This is a genomic window from Haliovirga abyssi, assembly GCF_030295325.1.
GTDB classification, from domain to species: Bacteria; Fusobacteriota; Fusobacteriia; order Fusobacteriales; family Haliovirgaceae; genus Haliovirga; species Haliovirga abyssi.
Window position 1 is genome coordinate 2,232,722 of sequence record NZ_AP027059.1, and the last position, 21,309, is coordinate 2,254,030.

21 protein-coding genes and 1 riboswitch are annotated in these 21,309 nt (G+C 26.6%); all 21 genes read right to left on the reverse strand.

The window, feature by feature from the left end:
• Nucleotides 1–5: 5 nt before the first annotated feature.
• Entirely contained in the window at nucleotides 6–1,739 is a 1,734-nt protein-coding gene (gene dnaK / locus RDY08_RS09725) for a molecular chaperone DnaK (RefSeq protein ID WP_307904228.1), read from the reverse strand.
• A gap of 214 nt (nucleotides 1,740–1,953) precedes the next feature.
• On the reverse strand, nucleotides 1,954–2,961 hold the full coding sequence (locus RDY08_RS09730; RefSeq protein WP_307904229.1) for an Rpn family recombination-promoting nuclease/putative transposase: 1,008 nt from the start codon (nucleotides 2,959–2,961) through the stop codon (nucleotides 1,954–1,956).
• Between the two features lie 26 nt (nucleotides 2,962–2,987).
• The gene (locus RDY08_RS09735; RefSeq protein WP_307904230.1) at nucleotides 2,988–3,452 is read right to left on the reverse strand and encodes a YfcE family phosphodiesterase; all 465 of its coding nucleotides are present in this window, start codon (nucleotides 3,450–3,452) and stop codon (nucleotides 2,988–2,990) included.
• A gap of 3 nt (nucleotides 3,453–3,455) precedes the next feature.
• Entirely contained in the window at nucleotides 3,456–4,220 is a 765-nt protein-coding gene (locus tag RDY08_RS09740; RefSeq protein WP_307904231.1) for a hypothetical protein, read from the reverse strand.
• Nucleotides 4,221–4,657: 437 nt separating this feature from the next.
• A complete protein-coding gene (locus RDY08_RS09745) occupies nucleotides 4,658–5,908 on the reverse strand; it encodes a BamA/TamA family outer membrane protein (protein ID WP_307904232.1) in 1,251 nt (416 codons plus the stop codon).
• Between the two features lie 31 nt (nucleotides 5,909–5,939).
• Complete coding sequence (locus tag RDY08_RS09750; RefSeq protein WP_307904234.1) at nucleotides 5,940–7,193, reverse strand: glutamate-5-semialdehyde dehydrogenase; 1,254 nt, start codon at nucleotides 7,191–7,193, stop codon at nucleotides 5,940–5,942.
• Between the two features lie 127 nt (nucleotides 7,194–7,320).
• Nucleotides 7,321–8,610: a phosphopyruvate hydratase gene (gene eno, locus RDY08_RS09755; RefSeq protein ID WP_307904235.1), complete on the reverse strand. Its 1,290-nt coding sequence runs from the start codon at nucleotides 8,608–8,610 to the stop codon at nucleotides 7,321–7,323.
• A 98-nt stretch (nucleotides 8,611–8,708) separates the two neighbouring features.
• A riboswitch (Fluoride riboswitch) is annotated at nucleotides 8,709–8,780 on the reverse strand.
• A 54-nt stretch (nucleotides 8,781–8,834) separates the two neighbouring features.
• Nucleotides 8,835–9,251 carry a GNAT family N-acetyltransferase gene (locus tag RDY08_RS09760; protein ID WP_307904236.1) on the reverse strand — a complete coding sequence of 139 codons (417 nt, stop codon included), beginning with the start codon at nucleotides 9,249–9,251 and terminating at the stop codon, nucleotides 8,835–8,837.
• A gap of 32 nt (nucleotides 9,252–9,283) precedes the next feature.
• On the reverse strand, nucleotides 9,284–9,730 hold the full coding sequence (locus RDY08_RS09765; protein WP_307904237.1) for a Smr/MutS family protein: 447 nt from the start codon (nucleotides 9,728–9,730) through the stop codon (nucleotides 9,284–9,286).
• Between the two features lie 28 nt (nucleotides 9,731–9,758).
• Nucleotides 9,759–10,250: an HD domain-containing protein gene (locus RDY08_RS09770; protein ID WP_307904239.1), complete on the reverse strand. Its 492-nt coding sequence runs from the start codon at nucleotides 10,248–10,250 to the stop codon at nucleotides 9,759–9,761.
• Between the two features lie 17 nt (nucleotides 10,251–10,267).
• The gene (locus RDY08_RS09775) at nucleotides 10,268–10,741 is read right to left on the reverse strand and encodes a GNAT family N-acetyltransferase (protein WP_307904240.1); all 474 of its coding nucleotides are present in this window, start codon (nucleotides 10,739–10,741) and stop codon (nucleotides 10,268–10,270) included.
• 219 nt (nucleotides 10,742–10,960) lie between these two features.
• On the reverse strand, nucleotides 10,961–11,698 hold the full coding sequence (gene truA / locus RDY08_RS09780; RefSeq protein ID WP_307904241.1) for a tRNA pseudouridine(38-40) synthase TruA: 738 nt from the start codon (nucleotides 11,696–11,698) through the stop codon (nucleotides 10,961–10,963).
• Complete coding sequence (locus tag RDY08_RS09785) at nucleotides 11,695–11,991, reverse strand: hypothetical protein (protein WP_307904242.1); 297 nt, start codon at nucleotides 11,989–11,991, stop codon at nucleotides 11,695–11,697. The genes truA and RDY08_RS09785 overlap by 4 nt, the downstream gene beginning before the upstream one ends.
• 14 nt (nucleotides 11,992–12,005) lie before the next feature.
• Complete coding sequence (locus tag RDY08_RS09790; protein ID WP_307904243.1) at nucleotides 12,006–12,728, reverse strand: amino acid ABC transporter ATP-binding protein; 723 nt, start codon at nucleotides 12,726–12,728, stop codon at nucleotides 12,006–12,008.
• Nucleotides 12,725–13,435, reverse strand: a complete 711-nt coding sequence (locus RDY08_RS09795; protein WP_307904244.1) for an amino acid ABC transporter permease — start codon at nucleotides 13,433–13,435, stop codon at nucleotides 12,725–12,727. Before RDY08_RS09795 ends, RDY08_RS09790 begins: the two co-directional genes overlap by 4 nt.
• A gap of 122 nt (nucleotides 13,436–13,557) precedes the next feature.
• A complete protein-coding gene (locus RDY08_RS09800) occupies nucleotides 13,558–14,382 on the reverse strand; it encodes a transporter substrate-binding domain-containing protein (protein ID WP_307904245.1) in 825 nt (274 codons plus the stop codon).
• A 146-nt stretch (nucleotides 14,383–14,528) separates the two neighbouring features.
• Complete coding sequence (locus tag RDY08_RS09805) at nucleotides 14,529–16,421, reverse strand: ABC-F family ATP-binding cassette domain-containing protein (RefSeq protein WP_307904246.1); 1,893 nt, start codon at nucleotides 16,419–16,421, stop codon at nucleotides 14,529–14,531.
• 70 nt (nucleotides 16,422–16,491) lie between these two features.
• Complete coding sequence (gene ispF, locus RDY08_RS09810; protein ID WP_307904248.1) at nucleotides 16,492–16,965, reverse strand: 2-C-methyl-D-erythritol 2,4-cyclodiphosphate synthase; 474 nt, start codon at nucleotides 16,963–16,965, stop codon at nucleotides 16,492–16,494.
• A 29-nt stretch (nucleotides 16,966–16,994) separates the two neighbouring features.
• Nucleotides 16,995–19,499: a gluzincin family metallopeptidase gene (locus RDY08_RS09815; protein WP_307904250.1), complete on the reverse strand. Its 2,505-nt coding sequence runs from the start codon at nucleotides 19,497–19,499 to the stop codon at nucleotides 16,995–16,997.
• Nucleotides 19,499–20,119, reverse strand: a complete 621-nt coding sequence (locus RDY08_RS09820) for a DUF4178 domain-containing protein (protein WP_307904251.1) — start codon at nucleotides 20,117–20,119, stop codon at nucleotides 19,499–19,501. The genes RDY08_RS09815 and RDY08_RS09820 overlap by 1 nt, the downstream gene beginning before the upstream one ends.
• 69 nt (nucleotides 20,120–20,188) lie before the next feature.
• Nucleotides 20,189–21,178, reverse strand: coding sequence for a D-glycero-beta-D-manno-heptose-7-phosphate kinase (gene rfaE1 / locus RDY08_RS09825; protein ID WP_307904252.1), 990 nt, complete (start codon nucleotides 21,176–21,178; stop codon nucleotides 20,189–20,191).
• Between the last annotated feature and the right edge of the window lie 131 nt (nucleotides 21,179–21,309).

The window sequence follows — 21,309 nt, forward strand, 5'->3', positions numbered from 1 at the left end:
CTCATCTATATTTCACTTAAAATTTTCAATTTTTCTCTTAATTTTTCCAATTTTCCTCTTAATAAATTAATATTATTATCCTCAGCTAAAAATTCTATCTCTTCTAATAATTTTTCTGTTTTAGACGTTACATCTTCAGAAATTTTTTCTTTTTTTCTTCTTAATAATCTTTTTACTTTTGAAGCTATTGAATCCATCTCATTTTTCAAATCTATTAATTCTCTTTTTTTATTATCTTCCTCTTCAAATTCTTTTGCTTCATTAATCATCTTTTCTATTTCCATATCACTTAAAGAATATGTATTGCTAATAACTATTTTTTGCTCATTTCCATTATCCACATCAACTGCTGATACATTTAATATTCCATTTACATCTATATCAAAAGTTACTTCAATTCTAGGCTCACCTTTTGGAGCTTTTCTTATATTTGCTAATTCAAATTTTCCAAGACTAATACTGTCTTTCGCAAATTTTCTTTCTCCTTGTACTACATTAATCTCTACACTTTTTTGATTGTCAGAAACTGTTGTAAATATTTTCGTTTCAGTTGTTGGAATTACTGTGTTTCTAGGAATTATAGCTGTTATTAACCCACCTTCTGTTTCCAAGCCAAAAGTAAGTGGCGTTACATCAACTAATACAATCCCTTTTATATCTTCTGATAAGACCCCGCCTTGTATTGCTGCTCCTCTTGCAACTACTTCATCGGGATTCACACCTTTATAAATTTCTACAGAAAAAATATCTTTCAACATCTCTTGAACCATTGGTATCCTTGTTGAACCACCGACTAATATTATTTTATCAATCTCTTTTTCTGTAATTTCTGCATCAGTCAGAGCATTTTTTATAGGGTCAATTGTCTCTTCCACTAATTCCTCTATTAAACTCTCAAATTTAGCTCTTGTTATTTCTAAATCTAAATGTAAAGGCCCTTTTTCATTTGCTGATATAAATGGCAAACTTATTTTTGCAGATTTTAATTCTGACAGTTGTATTTTACATTTTTCTGCTGCATCTTTTATAGATTGCAAAGCCATATTATCTTTTGATAAATCTATTTTAGTCTCTTTTTTAAATTCTTCTATAATATAGTCTATTAATTTCTGGTCAAAATCATCTCCACCTAGCTTATTTATTCCGTTAGTTGATTTTACCTCTATTGTCTTTTCTCCATCAATACTACTTATTTCCAAAATAGAAACATCAAAAGTTCCTCCACCTAAATCATATACAAGAACTGTTTGCTCTTCTTCTTTATCTAATCCATAAGCAAGTGCTGCTGCTGTTGGCTCATTAATAATTCTTCTAACTTTTAATCCTGCTATCTTTCCAGCATCCTTTGTAGCTTGTCTTTGGGCATCACTAAAATACGCTGGAACAGTAACCACAACTTCTTCTATTATCTCTCCAAAATGCTCTTCTGCATCTCTTTTTAATTTTTGTAATATCATTGCAGATATTTGTTGCGGTGTATAATCTTTATTATTAACGTTTATCTTTTCATCCGTCCCAATATACCTTTTAATAGACCTTACTGTCCTATCAAAATTTAAAACTGCTTGATTTTTTGCTACTTCTCCAACTAAAAGTTCTCCGTTTTCATTAAATGAAACTATTGATGGAGTAGTTCTATTCCCTTGTGAATTTGGAATTATTTCTACTTCTCCGCCCTCTCTTAAATAGGCCATACACGAATTTGTAGTACCTAGGTCTATCCCCAAAATTTTACTCATAAATTACACCCCTTATATTAATCTTTTTATAAGTCAAACATTTTATTTTAAATCTATAAATATATTAAATAACAAAATAAGATACGCTTTATATGGTAAAGCATAAATATTTTTCTAAATTTTTGGCTTCTGAAAAATTTTGCCTTAAAAAATCACATATTTCAAAAAAACAGCGTAACTTATTTTCTGAATAATTATATACTTTTCTAGTAAATTAAAAGTTTATCTTAGATATTATTTCTTCTATTTCTCCCCTTGTTAAATCCGTTAATTTCATTATCATTTCCATATCCAATCCTAGTTTTATAGATTTTTTTATAACAGCTTCTAATGATTCTTTTTTCCCTTCCTCTAATCCTTTTTCTATTCCTTCTTCGATTCCTTGTTCGATTCCTTGTTCGATTCCTTGAGTTATATATTTTTCTCTTTCAGCTTGTACATCATAATGCACTGCCATCTCAAACATATTTTCCAACCTCCCCTCATAAATTTGCTCGATAACTTCTTCCCTTTCTTCTTTAGGAACATTTATCCTTATTAATAGCAAATTCATTGCTTCTACTACTTTTTCTAATTCTCTTTTACTTCCTATGTCTTTTTTCACATTTTTCCAATAACTTTTTTCTATATTACTCAGTTTTGATAACTCTTCTGGTTTTTTTATTTTATCTATTAATAATAGTGTTGATAACAAATCCTCATAAGTTTCTAATTTTTCAAAACTTATTTTGTTTAACTCTATTAATTCATATTCAAAATTCGGTACAAATCTTTTAAATTTTTCTTCATTTTTCACTTTTTCTTTAAATGCTTTTACTGATGTCCAATTTTTTATCCCATCATAAAAAATTATTGGATATATTGGTGGCAATAAAAAGCATTTATTTCTTGATACTTTTTTATTATCATCTATATATTTTCTCCAAAGTTTCACCATATATTCTAATATTCTAAAACTCATTAAATAATTTATATTTGATTGCTGTTCTAACAAAACAAATACAAATATCTCTTCTCCATTGCACTTAACTTTATAAATTATATCACTTTCTCTGTTAGTTTCTAATCCATCTGTAAATAATGATGGAATTAATTCAAGTTTACTTTCATCTATTTCTGATACCCAAGATTCTTTTATAAAATCTTTTAATAGCATCAAAAATAATTTTTTATCTGAAAATATCTTTTTAAACATATCGTCTCGTTTTACTTTATTTCTCATAATTTTCCCCTTATCACCTGATACCTCTAAAGTCCCTTATGCATAAATTTAATTTTATCCCCTTCTATCTCTATAATTCCATAATTCCCGTCTTGTGCCGCTCCAGGATTAAAAATCTCTATATTTTTATATTTTTCATAATATTTATTGTGAGTATGCCCAAAAATCACCACATCTACTTTTTTCTTTTCTGCAACTAATTTCAAATTATCATACCCTCTTTTTACTCCATATAAATGGCCATGAGTTAATAAAAACTTAAATCCATCTATTTGAATTTCTAATTCTTCTTTACTATCTCTATCCATATAATCTGTATTTCCTTTTACTATATAAAATTTAATTTTATCATTATATAAATAAGATAATTCTATCCCATCTTTTGAATGATCACCTGTAAAAATTATATAATCAGGTTTTTCTTTTTCTACCATTTTATGAATTTTATCAAATTTTCCATGACTATCTGATATAACTAATATTTTAGCCATTTTCTAACCTATAAATACAGGTATTTTAGAATTTTCTAACAATTTAGCTCCTAAATCTCCAACTATTTTTTCAAATGAAAAAAAATGTTTTAAATTCCCCATTATAAGCATATCTTTTTCATTAATAAACTCAATACTATCTTTTACTCCTAATCTAACTTCTTTATATCCTTTTTTTGAAATATTAAAATACTCTTTTAATTCCAAATCATCATCTTCTTCTTTAATATATAAAATATCTAACCTTACTACATCACTAAAAATATTCAAAAATGAAAAAATACTTTTATTAGATTTTTCTTCTAAGTCATCAGCAAAAACAACATTATCTAATCCAAAATCTCCTTTTTCAGGAATTAAAATAATCGGTTTTTCATGTACTCTAAGTAAAGCTTTTATCTCAGAATCTATAATTTCTTTCTTTGTTGTAATTAATATATCTGCACTATTTAATTTTTTTATAGCTGATTCTACAGTTAATCCCTCTACAATAGAAAATTTTGCAGGTCCAAACTCTTTTAAAAACTTTTCTTTTATAGCTTGTGATGTTTTGACTTCTATCTCTTCCCATTCTTTAATTATATAATTCGATGATGTATCCATTATCATTCCTTCTACTCCTGCAGGAATAATATCATATTTATTTACATCTTTAACATATAACCCTTCTACCCTCAATTTATATTTTTCTTGTAATTTTTTCCCATAATTTATTAAAGATTCGCTTCCTTCTTCATTCCTAAAAAAAAGTACTATTTTATTAAACATAAAAATCGCCTCCTAAGTTATTTTTATCTTTTATCATTTTTATATAAATTACTATATTCTATTTATATTTTAGCACAATTTCTTCTTATTTTAAAGTATATTTTTTCAGGTTGATAGTGTAAAGTTTTTGTAGAAAAAATAATTTCAGCACAAAGACACAAAGCACTCAAAGTTACACAAAGAAAAAATTTTTTAAAACCACAGGATAAACATAGATTAAAACTGATAAATAAAAATTGGTAAATAATTATCTGCGTTTATCTACGGATAAAATACTACAATTATTTTACACTACCCTTTCAGGATTATTAATAATATAATTAACTCACAAAAAGGTATTTAGTTTTCTTCATACTACTATATCTAGTATTTGAAGGATTTTAAAAAACTACATTTTTGAGTTCTAATCATAATCTATATAAGCAAAAAGAGGCATTCTAAAATGCCTCTCCTTGTGTCATTCTTATTTGAGTCCCTTCATCTGAATTTGATATATCACTTCTTATTACAATCTTTTCTCCAAAATAATATCTAAATCCTAATCCAAAATCATAATGAAAATCTTTTGTAAATAAATCTAAATTAAATTTATCATTTACCCTTCCCATTTCTACGAGTAATGCTATTTTTAAATTTTTAATATATTTTTCAATAGGTATTTTTAATTCTCCTTGAAATAAAACAGCATTATTATCAAAAAATCTATAATAATAGTATCCTTTTAATGTATCTAAATCTCCTAATAAAGCCATATCCATAAAAGGTGCATATATGTATATTTTTTCATCTTGTCCACTTAGCTTTTTCAGAGCAGTTCTCTCTTTATCTAATATTTTTTTCCCCCCCATATTTATTGCTAAAAATCTAAATCCTAAATCCCAATTATTATATATTTTAAAATATTTTCTCGCATCAAAGCTAAGTTTATAATAATCCCAATCATTTTCACTATTATGACCTAATAGATTCAAACTTTTTTTAACTCCTACAATCATCTTATAATCTTTATTTTTATAATGTTCAAAATATAGATTTAGTGTATCAGTCTTTAGATCCCTAACTTGTGTATCCAATGATTGGTAAGAATATCCTATTTTAAAATTATTTTTCTCATTAATTTTATATTTAAACTCTAAATTATTTCCAAGTAAGTTACCTTTATAAAGTCTGTATCCATTAAACTTCCACTTCTCATCTTCTGGAATCAACCCTAATTTTTGTAATACTAATTTACCATTATTTGAAAGTTTCGTATATTCTTTATTTCCCATATAATATTTGTCTTCTTGCGACAAGTTTTGATAACCATCTAATATTCCTAAAAAATCTTCAGGTATTTTTTGATTCAAACTATCGTTTCCTATATCACCACTTTTTATATCATTAAATTTTATGAATTGAGTATCTAATGTTACACTCCATTTTTTATTTAACTTAAAATCATTAAATTTATTCCAAAATGTAAAAATGTTTGTTTGTGGAGAATATAAAACTACATTTGTCCAAATCCCATCTCTTTTTAAAAAATTTTTATTATAATATAAATCGCCTACCATAACTCCAGCTTCATTTATATAATATACAAAAGGGATAAAGTTATCTTTAGCTCCATCAGAAAAATTATATATTCCACTATACGAATTAACAAAATTTAATATTAAATATATTAATACAATTAATTTTTTCATTTATATCTATTTCTCCTCTCTATTTTCATCACTATCTTATTTGACCATTTCCTTCTACAATATATTTGTATGTGGTAAGTTCTGCTAATGCCACAGGTCCTCTTGCATGTAATTTATTTGTACTAATTCCTATCTCAGCTCCAAATCCAAACATAGCTCCATCTGTAAATCTTGTTGAAGCATTCACATATACAGTAGAAGCATCAATTCCATTTAAAAATTTATTTGCACTTTCATAATCTTTTGTAACTATAGCTTCTGAATGTTTTGAGCCATGTTTATTTATATGAGTAATTGCTTCATCTACACTATCTACCATCTTTATAGATAATATTAAATCCAAATATTCTGTATCCCAATCCTTTTCTTCTGCTAATTTTATATCTTTTAAAATTTGTTTTGTTTGTTTACATCCTCTTAATTCCACACCTGCTTTTTTAAATTCTTCTGCCATTTGTGGTAAAAACTCTTCTGCTATATTTTTATTTACTAACATAGTTTCCATTGCATTACATACACCTGGTCTTTGCACTTTTGCGTTAAAACATATTTTTTTTGCCATTTCTATATCTGCCATTTCATCTACATAAGTATGACAAAGCCCTTTATCATGATAAATAACAGGAACTTTTGCGTTTTCAGTAACTGCTTTTATTAATCCAGAACCTCCTCTTGGAATTATTACATCTATATAATCTACCATTTGAGTAAGAATTTTTACAGCTTCTCTATCTATTGTTTGTACTAAATTTATGCTGTCGCTTGGCAATCCAACTTCATCTAATGATTCTTTTATTATTTTTGCTATTATTTTATTTGAGTTTATAGCCTCTTTTCCACCTCTTAAAATTATTGCATTTCCTGATTTTAAAGCTAATGCAGATGCATCTGCTGTTACATTTGGTCTTGATTCATAAATCATAGCTATCACACCTATTGGAACTCTAACTTTTCTTATTTTTATCCCATCTTCTGTTGTCCAACCAGTTAAAATTTCTCCTACTGGGTCAGTTAAAGTTGCTATTTTTTCTACTCCAGATGCCATACTTTCAATTCTGTCACTAGTTAGCAGTAATCTATCTAACATTGCTTTTGATAATCCTCTCTCTTTCCCTGCTACAATATCTTTTTCATTCTCTTTTTCAATATCTTTTATATTCTTTCTTAAATTTTCAGCTATTTTTCTTAACGCCAAATTTTTTTCTTTTGTTGATGCTACTGTCAATTTTAATGATGCTTCTTTTGCTTTTTTCCCATACTCATATAACTCTTCCCTTAATTCCATAATATCTACCTCCGATATAATTTCTTATCCAGTTTTATTTTACTTTTTTATTCTATTTTAACATAGAAAAATAAGAATGTAAATAAAAAAAGGAGCTATAATAGCTCCCTTTTATATTTTTTCTACCTTATCTAACAAATCCATCTCTTCCTGCATAAATTGCATCTTTTCCTAATTTCTTTTCTATTCTCATTAATTGATTGTATTTTGCTAATCTCTCTCCTCTACAAGGAGCTCCTGTCTTCAAATGTCCTGTATTCATTCCAACTGTAAAATCAGCTATAAAACTATCTGTTGTTTCTCCACTTCTATGAGACACCATTGCACCCCAACCAGCTTTTTTAGCCATTTTTATAGTTGCTATTGTTTCTGTCAATGTTCCTATTTGATTAAGTTTTATTAATACCCCATTAGCAACATCTTTTTCTATTCCTTTTTTTAGCCTTTCAACATTAGTTACAAATAGGTCATCTCCTACTAATTCTATTTTATCTCCTAGCTTCTCATTAAGTAGTTTCCACCCATCCCAATCATCTTCTGCTAAACCATCTTCTATAAGAATTAAAGGATATTTCTCCACCCATTCAGCATACATCTCTACCATCTCTTCTGCTGTTAATTTCCTACCTTCTGTTCTTAAATTATATAACTTTTCTTCTGCATTATAAAATTCACTTGAAGCTGGATCTATTGCAATTGATATATCCTCACCAGGTTTATATCCAGCTTTTTTTATAGCTTCCACAATGGAATCCATTGCTTCTGAATTGGTTTTTAATGTTGGTGCAAATCCGCCTTCATCTCCTACTCCAACTGAATGCCCTCTCTCTTTTAATACTGTTCTTAAATTATGATATGTTTCACTTGCCCATCTTAAAGCTTCTCTAAAATTTGGAGCTCCAACAGGACAAATCATAAACTCTTGTAAATCTGGCCCTTGCCAATTAGCATGAACTCCTCCATTTAACACGTTAAACATTGGACAAGGCAAACTGTTTGCTGTAAATCCACCAATATACTCAAATAGTGGAACTTTCAATGAATTAGATGCTGCCCTTGCTACTGCTAAACTTACTCCTAAAATTGCATTTGCCCCTAATTTTCCTTTGTTTGAAGTTCCATCAAGTTTTATCATTGCATTATCTATTTCAGATTGATTTAATGCCTCCATTCCTATTACTAATTTTGCAATATTTTCATTAACATTTTTAACTGCTTTTAGCACTCCTTTTCCTTGATACCTTTTTTTATCTCCATCTCTTAATTCTACTGCTTCATGAACTCCTGTTGATGCTCCAGAAGGAACTCCAGCCAATCCAACAGTTCCATCCTCTAATACTACTTCTACCTCTACAGTTGGATTTCCCCTTGAATCTAAAATTTCCATTGCTGATACTTCTTTAATTAATGTAGACATTCCCATCCTCTCCTTTTAGAATTTTGTAATATCTGTGTCTCTTTTTTTTAAATAAAATAATTCAAACAAAAATAGCTTCTACAACAAAATATTAAAATTTTATTGTAGAAGCCATTAGCTATTATAAGCAGTTTGGATTTTTCCTGGAGAGCTTCATCTCCAATATTTTATTTTCTATATTTTTAGTATACTACCCTTTTTTATCAATGTCAAATTAATTTTTTTTAATCTCTTATTATTTTTTCCATTATTACATAATTAATTCCAGCTTTTTTAAATGTTTCATCTGTATTTTTCATTCCAAATTTCGTATAAAATTTGCTTTTATCCTTACGAGCATTACACCATATTCTTTTTATATTATTCTCTAATGCAATTTCAAATATATATTTAAGTAATTTTGTCCCTATCCCTTGACCTTGATATTCATTTAAAGTAGCAAATTTCCTAAATTGAAGTTCTTCATTTTTTATAAAAATAGAAATTACAGAAACAATCTTATTTCCAATATAAACTCCATAATGTTTTCCATTAGAATCACAAGGTATCTTAACAAATTCAATACTTTTCTTTGGCCACATTACTATATGTCTAACTTTTATAACCTCTTCTATATTAGCTTCTTTTATTATAAAATTCATTTTATCCTCCTAAAAATATAGCTTTTCATCTCCTAGTAATAATTTTTAAGATAACATTTATGTTTCCCTTTATTAATTACTTTTAATTCTCCGCTTTTCTCTAATTGCCTTAATGCTTTTAATATTTTTTCAGGTTCATATTTTCTAAATTTTCCTGCTATTTTTTCTTTAGTTTTTGCTGCATTACAAAATTCTAAAATTTCTATTTTTATATAATCAATTTTTAGCGGAACTCTTTTTTTTGCATTAACTATTGTATAGCCTCTGTTGCCATCAATTTTTTCCCCTATTGTATACTCTAAATATTTTAAATTTTCATCTAAAAATTGTCTTAATTTTTTCTTGATTTTCCCACCTTTTCCAGAAGAACCATATCCATGAATAATCTTTATACTTTTCCCAATATTTTCATTATAAACTTGTATAAATTTATCAATTGCATTCTCAACCGTTAATTCATGCATATCAATTATTCTCATTTTTCACACCTCTATTTTCAAACATTCTTTAAATATTATTCAAATACATAGTTTCTATATAACTATTACCTATTTTTGTCTTAAAATATTTCTCTTTTATTGATACAATACTATCTTTTAATAATTTATCCTCGTAAATATTTATTATAAAATCTGCTTCTATTAATATTTGAAAATCTATATTATCAATTTTTGAATAGCTATGATGGTTTCCAATTAAAAAAAGAACTCTTTCTAATATTTTGTGTTTCAAATTATACTTTTTCAATATCTCTTTTGCTACACCAGGTCCTTCAATCTCTTGATATTTCCCGCTACTGCTATTATATTTTTCTTCACTTATTTTTATTCCAATATCATGTAAAATAGCTGCTATTTCTATTATAAATAAATTCTCATCTGATACTTTTTCATTTTCACCTATATTTTTAGCAATAGTATATACTTTTATTGCATGATTTATTCTTCTGACATCATTTTCAAAATATTCAATCATATCTTTTAATATTTCCGCAATCAATTTATTCACCTCATATTTTAATCTTTTCTCATATAAATTCTATCTATTCCAATTCCATATTCATCTTTTAACATTTTAATTTCTTTAAATCCAAATTTCTTATATAAATTTATTGCTATTATATTTTTTTCTGAAACTGTTAAAGATAATTTATTAATTTTATATTTTTTTAATTCTTCTATTGTATTTTTTAATAAATAGTTTCCATATCCTTTGCCTTTAAATTCATCTAAAATTGCTAAACTAAATATATACGCTTCATTATTGCCCCATTTTTGCATTAACTCTAATACCCCTATTACTTTTCCACAACTTTCTAACCCAAAAATCTTGCCATATCGTACTATTGGCATTAATACCCATTCATCTATTGCACCTTTTCCAAAAGATTTTTCCTCTATTTCTTTTATTTGGACAATTTTTTCTCTCTGCTCCGGAAAAATCTCAACAAATTTAATCTCTTTTTCAACTTTTCCACACTTCTTTTCCACATTTCCACACCCTTTTCCCCAAAATATGTTGAAAATTCAATTTTTACTTACTAAAAATAGCTGTTTTTACCAATTGTCCTATTTCATTATCTTTTTCATTTCATCATTACCTAAGAATATTGAAAGAATAAAAGACAAAATATTTTTTAATTATAATTTTTTTATCTGTATTCATCCCTTGGTTTTAAATGTTTTTCCTTTGTACTGAAATCATTTCCCCTAATATCTAACATCATACAAATAAAGCCCATTTGGAGGAGCAATATACTTTTTCTTCTCTCCATTAGGATTTTCCAAACTTTCCACAATATAATCTTTATCTAATTTCTCGAAATATATATTTAAAGCAACCCCCATAATTATCCTAACCATACTTTTCAAAAAACTATTTGCTTCTATATAAACTTCTACAACATTCCCATTTTTATTTACTTTTATCTCAAATATCTCTCTTATTGGCGAGTTTGCTCCACAATCAGATTTACGAAATCTGTTAAAATTATATCTTCCAACTAAAGGATTTAAGATATTTTGTAATTTTTCTATATCTATATCTTTATCTCCAATAAATGTTATATGATTATGTTCAAAAACAGTAAATTCAGATCTCTTTTTTATTTTATATATATAACTTCTTTTTTTAGCAGAAAACCTAGAATGAAAATCAGCAGGCATAAGTTTAGCCTGCTTAATTAATATATTTCCACTTAATTTTCCATTAATAATTTTTGCCAATCTTTCTATTGGTATTTTAGTTTCTGTAAAAAAATTTGCTACTTGTTTTATTGCATGAACTCCTCTATCTGTTCTCCCTGAAAAAACCATATTTACTTTTTCACCTAATATTTTATATAATGCTTTTTCTATTTCTCCTTGAACAGTAACTGCATCTGGCTGTCTTTGAGAACCAAAATAAACGCTCCCATCATATTCTAACTCAACCATTATATTTTTCATTTTTTACATATTTCCTTTATTACATCTTCTAAAATATTTTTAATATCTATTTTATCCTCTTTTCCTTCAAGAATATTATAAAAATTATCAAAAGTAAACTCATTTATTCTATATAAAACTTCTCCTACTACATTTTCCAACTCTTTTTCTTCTCCAACTGCCTCTATTCCCATTTCAATTAATTTTTTATTTAATGCAGGAATTAATTTTTTATATTCAATGTGTCCCTCTCTAATATCGTAAGAGAAAACTAATTTCCCTTGAGTTTGCCCACTTATTTTCATTCTTGACATATCTTTTTTACCTCCTAAAGTATTTTACTCAAAAAATCTTGTGTCCTTTTTTCCCTTGGATTATCAAAAATTTTATTTGGCGATCCCTCTTCCACTATCTTTCCATCTGCCATAAATATAACTCTATCTCCAACTTCTCTAGCAAACCCCATTTCATGAGTTACTACAACCATTGTCATTCCCTCTTTTGCCAAATTTTTCATTACTTGCAAAACCTCTCCTACCATTTCTGGATCAAGAGCTGACGTTGGTTCATCAAATAACATTACTCTTGGATTCATAGCTAAAGCTCTTGCTATAGCCACACGTTGTTTTTGTCCACCAGATAATTTATTTGGATAAACATCAGCTTTTTCTGCCAATCCAACTTTTTCCAATAAACTTTCTCCTAATTTAACAGCATCTATTTTTTTCATCTTTTTTAATTTTATAGGCCCTAATGTTATATTCTCCAAAACTGTTAAATGAGGAAATAGATTAAAACTTTGAAAAACCATTCCAACTTCTTCTCTTATTTGATTTATATTAGTCTTTGGTGAATTTATATCTACACCATCTATTATTATATTCCCTTCTTGAATCTCTTCTAATCTGTTTATACTTCTAAGTAATGTACTTTTTCCTGAGCCAGAAGGTCCTATTACAACTACAACTTCTTGTTCTTCTATTAAATTATCTATATCTTTTAATACATGTAATTCTCCAAACCACTTATTTACATTTTCTATCTTTATCATTTCATATCACCTCTTCTTTCAAAATGCTTAGATACTAAAGACACTGCTAATGTCATTATAAGGTATATCACAGCAACTGCAATCCAAACTTCAAATGATCTAAACGTTCTTGTAATAACTTGTTGCCCTGTAAAAGTTAAATCACTTATTGCAATTATTGATACAAGTGAAGTGTCTTTTATTAATGCTGCAAATTGACTTGTTAAAGGCGGAATTATCATTTTTATTGCTTGCGGTAAAATTATATATAATAAAGTCTCAAAATAATTAAATCCTAAAGATCTAGAAGCCTCAACTTGTCCACCATCTACAGATTCTATCCCTGAACGAACTATTTCAGCTATATACGCACCACTATTTAATGTCAACGCTATTAAGCCAGCAGGCCAAGCATTTATCTCTATTCCTAGACTAGGAAGCCCAAAATAAACCATAAAAATTTGGACTAGTAAAGGAGTTCCTCTTATTATTTCTACATATATTGTAGCAATATAGTATACTAAAAACTTAACCCCAAAGATTAGCCTACCTCTAATATTTTTATTTTCTATTTTACTTTTTCCGAATGTTCTAAATACCCCAACTATAATTCCTAATATAATTGATGTTACAATTGTAATTGCTGATAATAATAGTGTATTTTCTGCACCCTTTAGTAAAAAAGGCAAATTTTTTGCAACTACTTCAAAATGAAAATTATATACCATGTTTTCCTCCTATTTTTTATTAGTTAAGTATATCATAATACTTTTTTTTTTTCAATAAATGATTAAAGCTGAACGATACATCTAAAACTCTAATAGAAAAAAGCCGCTATAAAGCGGCTAGTTTACTTTTTGTATTCTTTTTCAACAAACCATTTATTGTATAATTCTTCGTAAGTTCCGTTTGCTTTTATTTCAGCTATAAATAAATTTAACCAATTTAAGAAATCTGGATCTCCTTTTTTAATTGCAAATCCAAAAAATTCTTTACTGAATAATTCAGGCATCATTTTTACATCATTAAATTTTTCTACATAATCTGATATAAATGGTTTATCATAAACCATTGCATCCACTTTTTTCGTTCTTAAAGCCATTGCTGCATCTGCTTCTGTTTTAAATGGAATTCTTTTTGCTTTTTTCAACATTTTTCCACTTACAATATCAGATGTAGTTCCCAATTTTACAGCTACTTTTATTGCTGGATTATTTAAATCTTTATAAGAGTTAAATCTAGTTTCACCTTTTCTAACCATTATAACTTGACCAGTTTCATAATATGGCTCTGTAAAATTCACACTTAATGCTCTTTGTAAAGTTCTTGTCATACCAGATGTTATTATATCATATTTCCCTAATTGTAAACTTGGTATTATACCATCCCAAGCAGTATTTACAAATTCAACTTTTACTCCAAGTTCTTTTCCCATCTCTTTTGCTAAATCTACATCAAATCCTATTAATTTCCCATCTTTTGACATAAATTCAAATGGTAAATAACCAGCTTCTAATCCCACTTTTAACGTCCCTGATTTTAAAACTTTTTCTAATACTGAATCTTTTGCTAATTTAGCTCTTGAATCAAAATTGTTTGCTTCTTTGCTTTCTCCACATCCTGCAAACGATAAAACTAAAACTAAACTGAATAAACTTAATAGCACTTTTTTCATTTTTCCATCTCCCTATCCCATTTTATTAATACTATATCGCCTATTATACTATTTCTTCATTTTTTTGTCAATATAATTATCTTCTTTGTCCATTTTTTTATACATAAATTCTTTATATATATGTATGTGCCGTTTTGTTATTTATTTTATATATTTTTAAAAAATTCCTCTAGTTCTTCCCACTCTTCCATATTTTCTAATATATTTTCATCTAATTCTTCAATTTGAGTTTGTAATTCTATTAATTTATCATAACTATTTTCTCTACCTGCTTTTTCATATTCTTTCTCTAATTCATCTTTTTTTCCTTCTAATTCTTCTATTAATCTTTCAACTTTTTTCAATCTATTTTCTTTAATTTTTATTTCACTTTTAATTTTTTTCTGTTCAGCATAGCTATTATCTTTCTTTTCAACTTTTTTCTTAATTTTTCCTCTATTTTTGTATGCTTCATAATTCCCACTAAATTTTTCTAATCCATTTTTATCTAACAAATATATAACTTCTATTAAGCTTTCTAAAAAATATCTATCATGTGATACTACTATTAATGTCCCTTCATAATTTTTCAAACTTTCAATTAAAACCTCTTTAGAATATATATCTAAATGGTTTGTTGGTTCATCTAAAATAAGAAAATTTGGCTTTTCTCTCATTATTTTTATAAATGAAACCCTTGCTTTTTCTCCACCGCTCAAATCTTTTATTTTTTTATTTATATCTTCATCTTCAAATAAAAATTGTGATGCTATCATTCTTGCTTTTTCTTCTGTAATTGTTAAATCACTCATAATTTCTTCTAATATTGTATCATTTAAATTTAAATTTTTGTGTTGTTGGTCATAAAACCCAATTTTAACATTAACTCCAATTTTAAATTCTCCATTTTCATCTTCTAATTCTGTTATCATTTTAAGCAACGTCGATTTTCCAACACCATTTTTTCCTATTATTCCTATTTTTTCTCCTCTATATATTGTAAAATTTAAATTTTCAAACAGTTTTTTATTCCCATATTTTTTAGAAATATTAAAAGCTTCCAACACTTTCTCTCCAGAATTTCTTTCAATTTCAAATCTCAATTTCATTTTATCTATTTCTGTTATTGGTCTCTTAGCCCTTTTTAATCTATTTAATATTTTTTCTCTTCCTCTTGCTTGTTTTGCTTTTATTCCTGCTTTATATCTTATTATAAATTCCTCAGTTTTCTTTATCTTTTCTTGCTGTTTTTCATATTCTCGTAGTTCCCCTTTTATCCTCATATCTTTTTGAATAATAAAATCTGTAAAATTTCCTTTGTATGTATGCAAAGTTTTATCTTCTATTTCAAATATAGAAGTTGTTACGTTGTCTAAAAAATATCTATCATGCGAAATCAATAAAAATGCGTTTTTATACCCTTTTAAAAATTTTTCAAGCCATTCTATTGCATTTAAATCTAAATGGTTGGTAGGTTCATCTAATATTAATAGTTCTGGCTCTTTTAATAAAATTTTAGCTAATGCCACTCTACTTTTTTGACCTCCACTTAATTTAGATATTTCTAGATTCCACAGCTCCTCTGGCATATCTATTCCATTTAAAATCTCTTTTATTCTATATTCTATACTATATCCTTCCGCCTGCTCATATTCAAAAGATAATTTTGCCAACATATCCATTTTTTCTTTCTGTTTTTCTCCAGTATATATAGCTATTTCACTATTTAAAGTCTCAATCTCTTTATATTTATCATGAATATCCTCATATACATTCACAATCTCTTCAAAAACAGTATTTCTCTCATCCAAATCAAAATTTTGCGAAAGATATCCTATTTCTATATTACTTTTATAAACCATATTTCCTTTAGATTTTGTTTCAGGCGAAATTTCATCTCCTTCTAATCCTAATATCATCTTTACAAGAGTTGTTTTTCCACATCCATTAACTCCCACAACTCCTATTCTATCTTTATTATCTATAGTAAAATTTATGTCTTCCAAAACATATTCCCCACTATATGCTTTATAAATATCTTTAAATTGTATTAAAGCCATATAATCTCTCCTTACTCTTCCAATCTTTTTATTTTTTCTTTTGCTTTCCCATCGTCAATTATTTTCCCAACTATCTTTCCAGCAATACTACTGAATAACTTTTTACCCCTTCTCCATTTCCAGTAAATCCTAATTTTTCTTCTGTTGTGGCTTTTATTCCTATTTTATCTATATCTGTTTTTAATATTTCTGCTATATTTTTTCTCATATCTTCAATATAATCTTTTATTTTAGGCTTTTGCAACACTATTATTGAATCTATATTAGCTATTTTATAACCTTTATCTAATATTAAATCATATACTTTTTCTAATAATTTCAAACTAGATATTCCTTTATATTTTTCATCTGTATCAGGAAAATATTTTCCAATATCTCCTAAAGCCAACGCTCCTAAAAGTCCATCCATTATTGCATGAATTAATACATCTGCATCAGAATGTCCAAGTAATCCTTTTGGATAATCTATTTTTACCCCGCCTAATATAAAATCTCTATCTTCTACTAATCTATGAACATCATATCCATTTCCAATTCTATACATATTTTTTATTTCTCCTTTGATTTTTTTGTCTAAAACATAAATTTAAAATAAAAATATGGCGTTTTATTATCAAAATTCACATTATCCAAATCATTAATATAATAATAAACTCCACCACCAATCCTACTTTCCGCATAGTATGTCATATAAAAATCTATACCAGTTTCACATTTTAATATATCTGATTGAGTTCCCCATAAATATTCTTTCAAATACATATTTTCTACTCTTAAATATATCTTATCTAAAGATATCCCACCAGTTAAATCACCTTTTTCAATTAATATATCTTTTTGAAAATTCAAATTAAATTTAAGCAATTTATTACTATTTATTTTCACTTCTGGCTGAACACTGTCTTCTTCGTTAATTCTATAAATATTATTATTAAATATTGGTTCATCAATCTCTTGAATAAATTTACTCCAATAATATGACAACTCCAAATGTTCATCTTTGTATGTCAAATTATTTAATGGTATTCCCTCTGAAATTGTTTGATTTAGATTAAATCTCCCAAATCCCAAACCATATGCCATATCTTCACTTGAATATCTAAAATTCAGATAACTATCTTGTTTTAATCTTCTCAAATATAATGGTAAACTTATTCTCACACCATAATAATTAAAATCTCCTACTTGTAAATCCAATCCAAAAACTGGAAAACCTGCTAATTTATAATTATAGTTTAATGCTACTCCTGTTTTTACTTCCTCATTCTCATTTTTAAAATAATAAGCAGATATATTATAATATTCTCTATCTAATTTATCTACGAAGCTTAAATTTATCATACCAGGTAAAATTATTCCATTTGCCAAACTTAAACCATTCTTAAAATTTTTATCTTTTAGTTCCAATTTTTCTTTTAACTTTAGCTTTCCTTTTAATTTAATATCTTCTTTTTTCACTAAATTAGCTACAGTTTTTAATTCTTTTTCTGATAAATTTTTATTAACAAAATCTTTTTTATTTAATTTATAAATATAATAACCTTTTGAATAAAAATTAAGATAATATAAATTTTCATTATAAATAACAGGTTCAAATGCTCCATAATTCACATTAGTTATCTGTTTTTCATCTCCTGTTTTTATATCCAAACTTACTATTTCATAAATTCCATTAATATCTTTTGCGAAATATAGTTTTTTATTTTTATTATCATAAAAAGGAGCAATTCCCTCTGTAATTTTTTCTAATTTCATATTTTTCATATCTAAACTATAAATAAAATTTCCTTTTTCTCCTTTTTTGGAAGCATCAAAATATATTTTTCCATTAGAATAAAATAGTTTTCCAAATTGAAATCTTTTATTCTCTGATATTAATTTTTCTCCACCTAAAACTTTTAAACTTTCATAACCTTTTTCCCTTTGTACATAAACTAAATCATTTGGCAATTTCAAAAAATTTATTCCTCTATCCAAAAGAAGGTATCTATGTTTCCAACCTTTCTCTTCATATGAAACATTTTCTATCTTATCTTCCAATACATTTGTTTTTAATTTAGAATAATATATCTCTCCATCCTTAACACCAAAACTTCCACTAATTCCATCTTTTATCTCTTGTTTTAATTTTTTCGTTTTTACATTAAGTGAAAATACTCCACCAACATATTTTTCATTTAATATTGTATCTTTATAATATCCTTGGAAATAAAGTTTCCCATTATCAACTTTTAAATTTGATTTATTATCTGCAATTTTTAAAATTTTATTACCTTCCACTAAATCTTTTTTCAAACTATATTTTTTCTTTAAATATAATTTCCACTCTTTATTTAATTCCTTTCCAGAGACTCCTGCAATTTTAGCAAACAGTAAATACGCTGGTTTTAATTGGTGATGTGTAAAATAATCAACTGCTGCTGTTAATTTTTTCTCTCCATACGTTTCTGCAAAAAAACTTATAAAACTATATCCATAAACATATGAATTTTCTCCCTTATAATTATAATTTCCTGCAAGAGATAATCCTTTAAATTTTTCATCGTTATATTTAGATTTTATAACCATATTAAATCTATCAGAAATACCTCTTCCTCCATCTGTAAATTTTGTTTCTGAATAAACAGCTAACCCCTCTTGCATCCACGTTGGAATAAGTAAATTTTGCAATACATTTCCAAAGCCCCAAACATACTTAAATAATCCATTTACTTTATTATTTAATATCAAATGAGTTAATTCATGTGTAAATACATATTCCAACCAATTTGAATAATTTTTTTCAATCTCATTGCTTCTTGGAACATTCAAATATAGGACTATACTACTAAGCCCAGTAAAACTATTTTCATAATCTACATTGTCCAATATTCTTATAATATATTTTTTTGTTGGTTCAAATCCATAAAATTTAAACTCTTTATCTGCAATATTATCAGATTTTTTTATTAAATCTATAACTTGCTCTTTTATATTCTCTTGATAAATAAAATCGAAATATTTTGTTTTAAATTCTTTGTATTCTGCAAAACTAGCAGTTGATAATAAAAGCAGCAGTAGTAATATAGTTTTTTTCATTATAATCTTCTGCCTCCAAATATATTTTTTATTTTATCCATAAATTTAGGCTTTTCTTCTCTGTTTTTTACTAATTCTACATCAGTTATATATTTTCCTATAGATAATTCAACTACTTCATCCTCATCTATCTCTATACATAAAAAGTTTTCTCCACTATTATCTTCTAAATCAGAAATTAAAACAGGATATTTTACTGGATTTTTAGTACGTCCCTTTACAAAGCTTTCTACAGAAGCTTCATATAGTTTATCTCCTTCATAAGATATCTTATATTCTATTCCATTATACTCTATTTTATTACTATGTCCATTTGAGCCTATTTTACTAAGCTTTTCATCACTTCTAACCTCTTTTTTAGGCACAATTTCCCATACAGCATATTCCCACATATCTTCTTCATTCTTATCTACACCAATATATATCTTTTCTCCAGTTTCAGATTCTCCTGTAAAATCAAACCAATAATCATCTTCATCTTCCGGCTCCATATACTTATAAATAGCCACTATACTATACCACACATCATCTGCAACTATAAAATCATTTAATCTAACTTGCTCTGGTACTATTGAAACTTTTTGTATTCTCCCTGTTGAAGTCTCTGTATAATTTTCCATAATTAATCAACTCCCCTTTTAATATTTCTAAATATTTTTTGATTTTAATTTCCAACTTTCCATTTTCAATTATTTTTCAAAGCTATCATAAAATTCTACTATCTCTTCCCTTGTTACTGTTGAAGTTCCAATCCTTCCAACCACTACTCCTGCTGCTGTATTTGCTATTTTTGCAGCTTCATAAAATGAAGCACCTGCTGATGCTGACAATGTAAACACTGCTATTACAGTATCTCCTGCTCCAGTTACATCATATACTTCTTTTGCCATTGTTGGGATATCTTCTACTATATTATCTTCAAAAATTGACATCCCTTTTTCGCTTCTTGTTATTAATAAATTTTTTAAATTTAATTCATCTTTTAATTTATATCCTAACATTTTAAAATCATCTTCTGTTCTTATTTTCATATTGTCCAAACAGTTTAATGCCTCTTTTGTATTTGGAGTCATTGAAGTAGCTCCAATATAATTAAGTTTATTTTTAGGTTTTGGATCTACTATTACAATTTTATTATTTTTATTTGCGATTTCTATTATTGTTTTTACAACTTTTGGAGTTAATACCCCTTTATCATAATCAGATAATATTATTGCATCTATATTACTAATCTTACTTTTAAAACTATTTAAAAGTTCATCTTCTAAATAAAATATAATCTCATTTTTATCTTCCCAATCCAATCTTAATAGTTGTTGATTATGAGCTATTATTCTTTTTTTTACTATTGTTGGTCTATCTTTATCTCTGAATATTCCACTTGTATCTACGCCTCTTTTTTCCAACTCCATTTCCATTTTTTCACCATTTTTATCTTCACCAATTACACCAAATGCCACAACTTTTGCTCCCAAGCTACATAAATTATTTACAACATTTGCTGCTCCTCCAAGTACAAACGTTTCATTTGTAACATTTACAACTGGAACAGGAGCTTCTGGAGATATTCTATCTACATTTCCAAATATATATTCGTCCAACATAAAATCTCCAACTACTGCAATCTTTTTATTTTCAAAATTTTCCAATGTTTTTAATAATTTTTTCTTATCTACCATAATTACCTCCCTAAATTTAAATAATTTTATGAATAAATATAAAAATATCTTTTATTGTACTGGTTATTATATCACATTATAAACAAAAAAATAAGCTACGTTTCATATGGGATAGTGTCAATTTTTTGTAG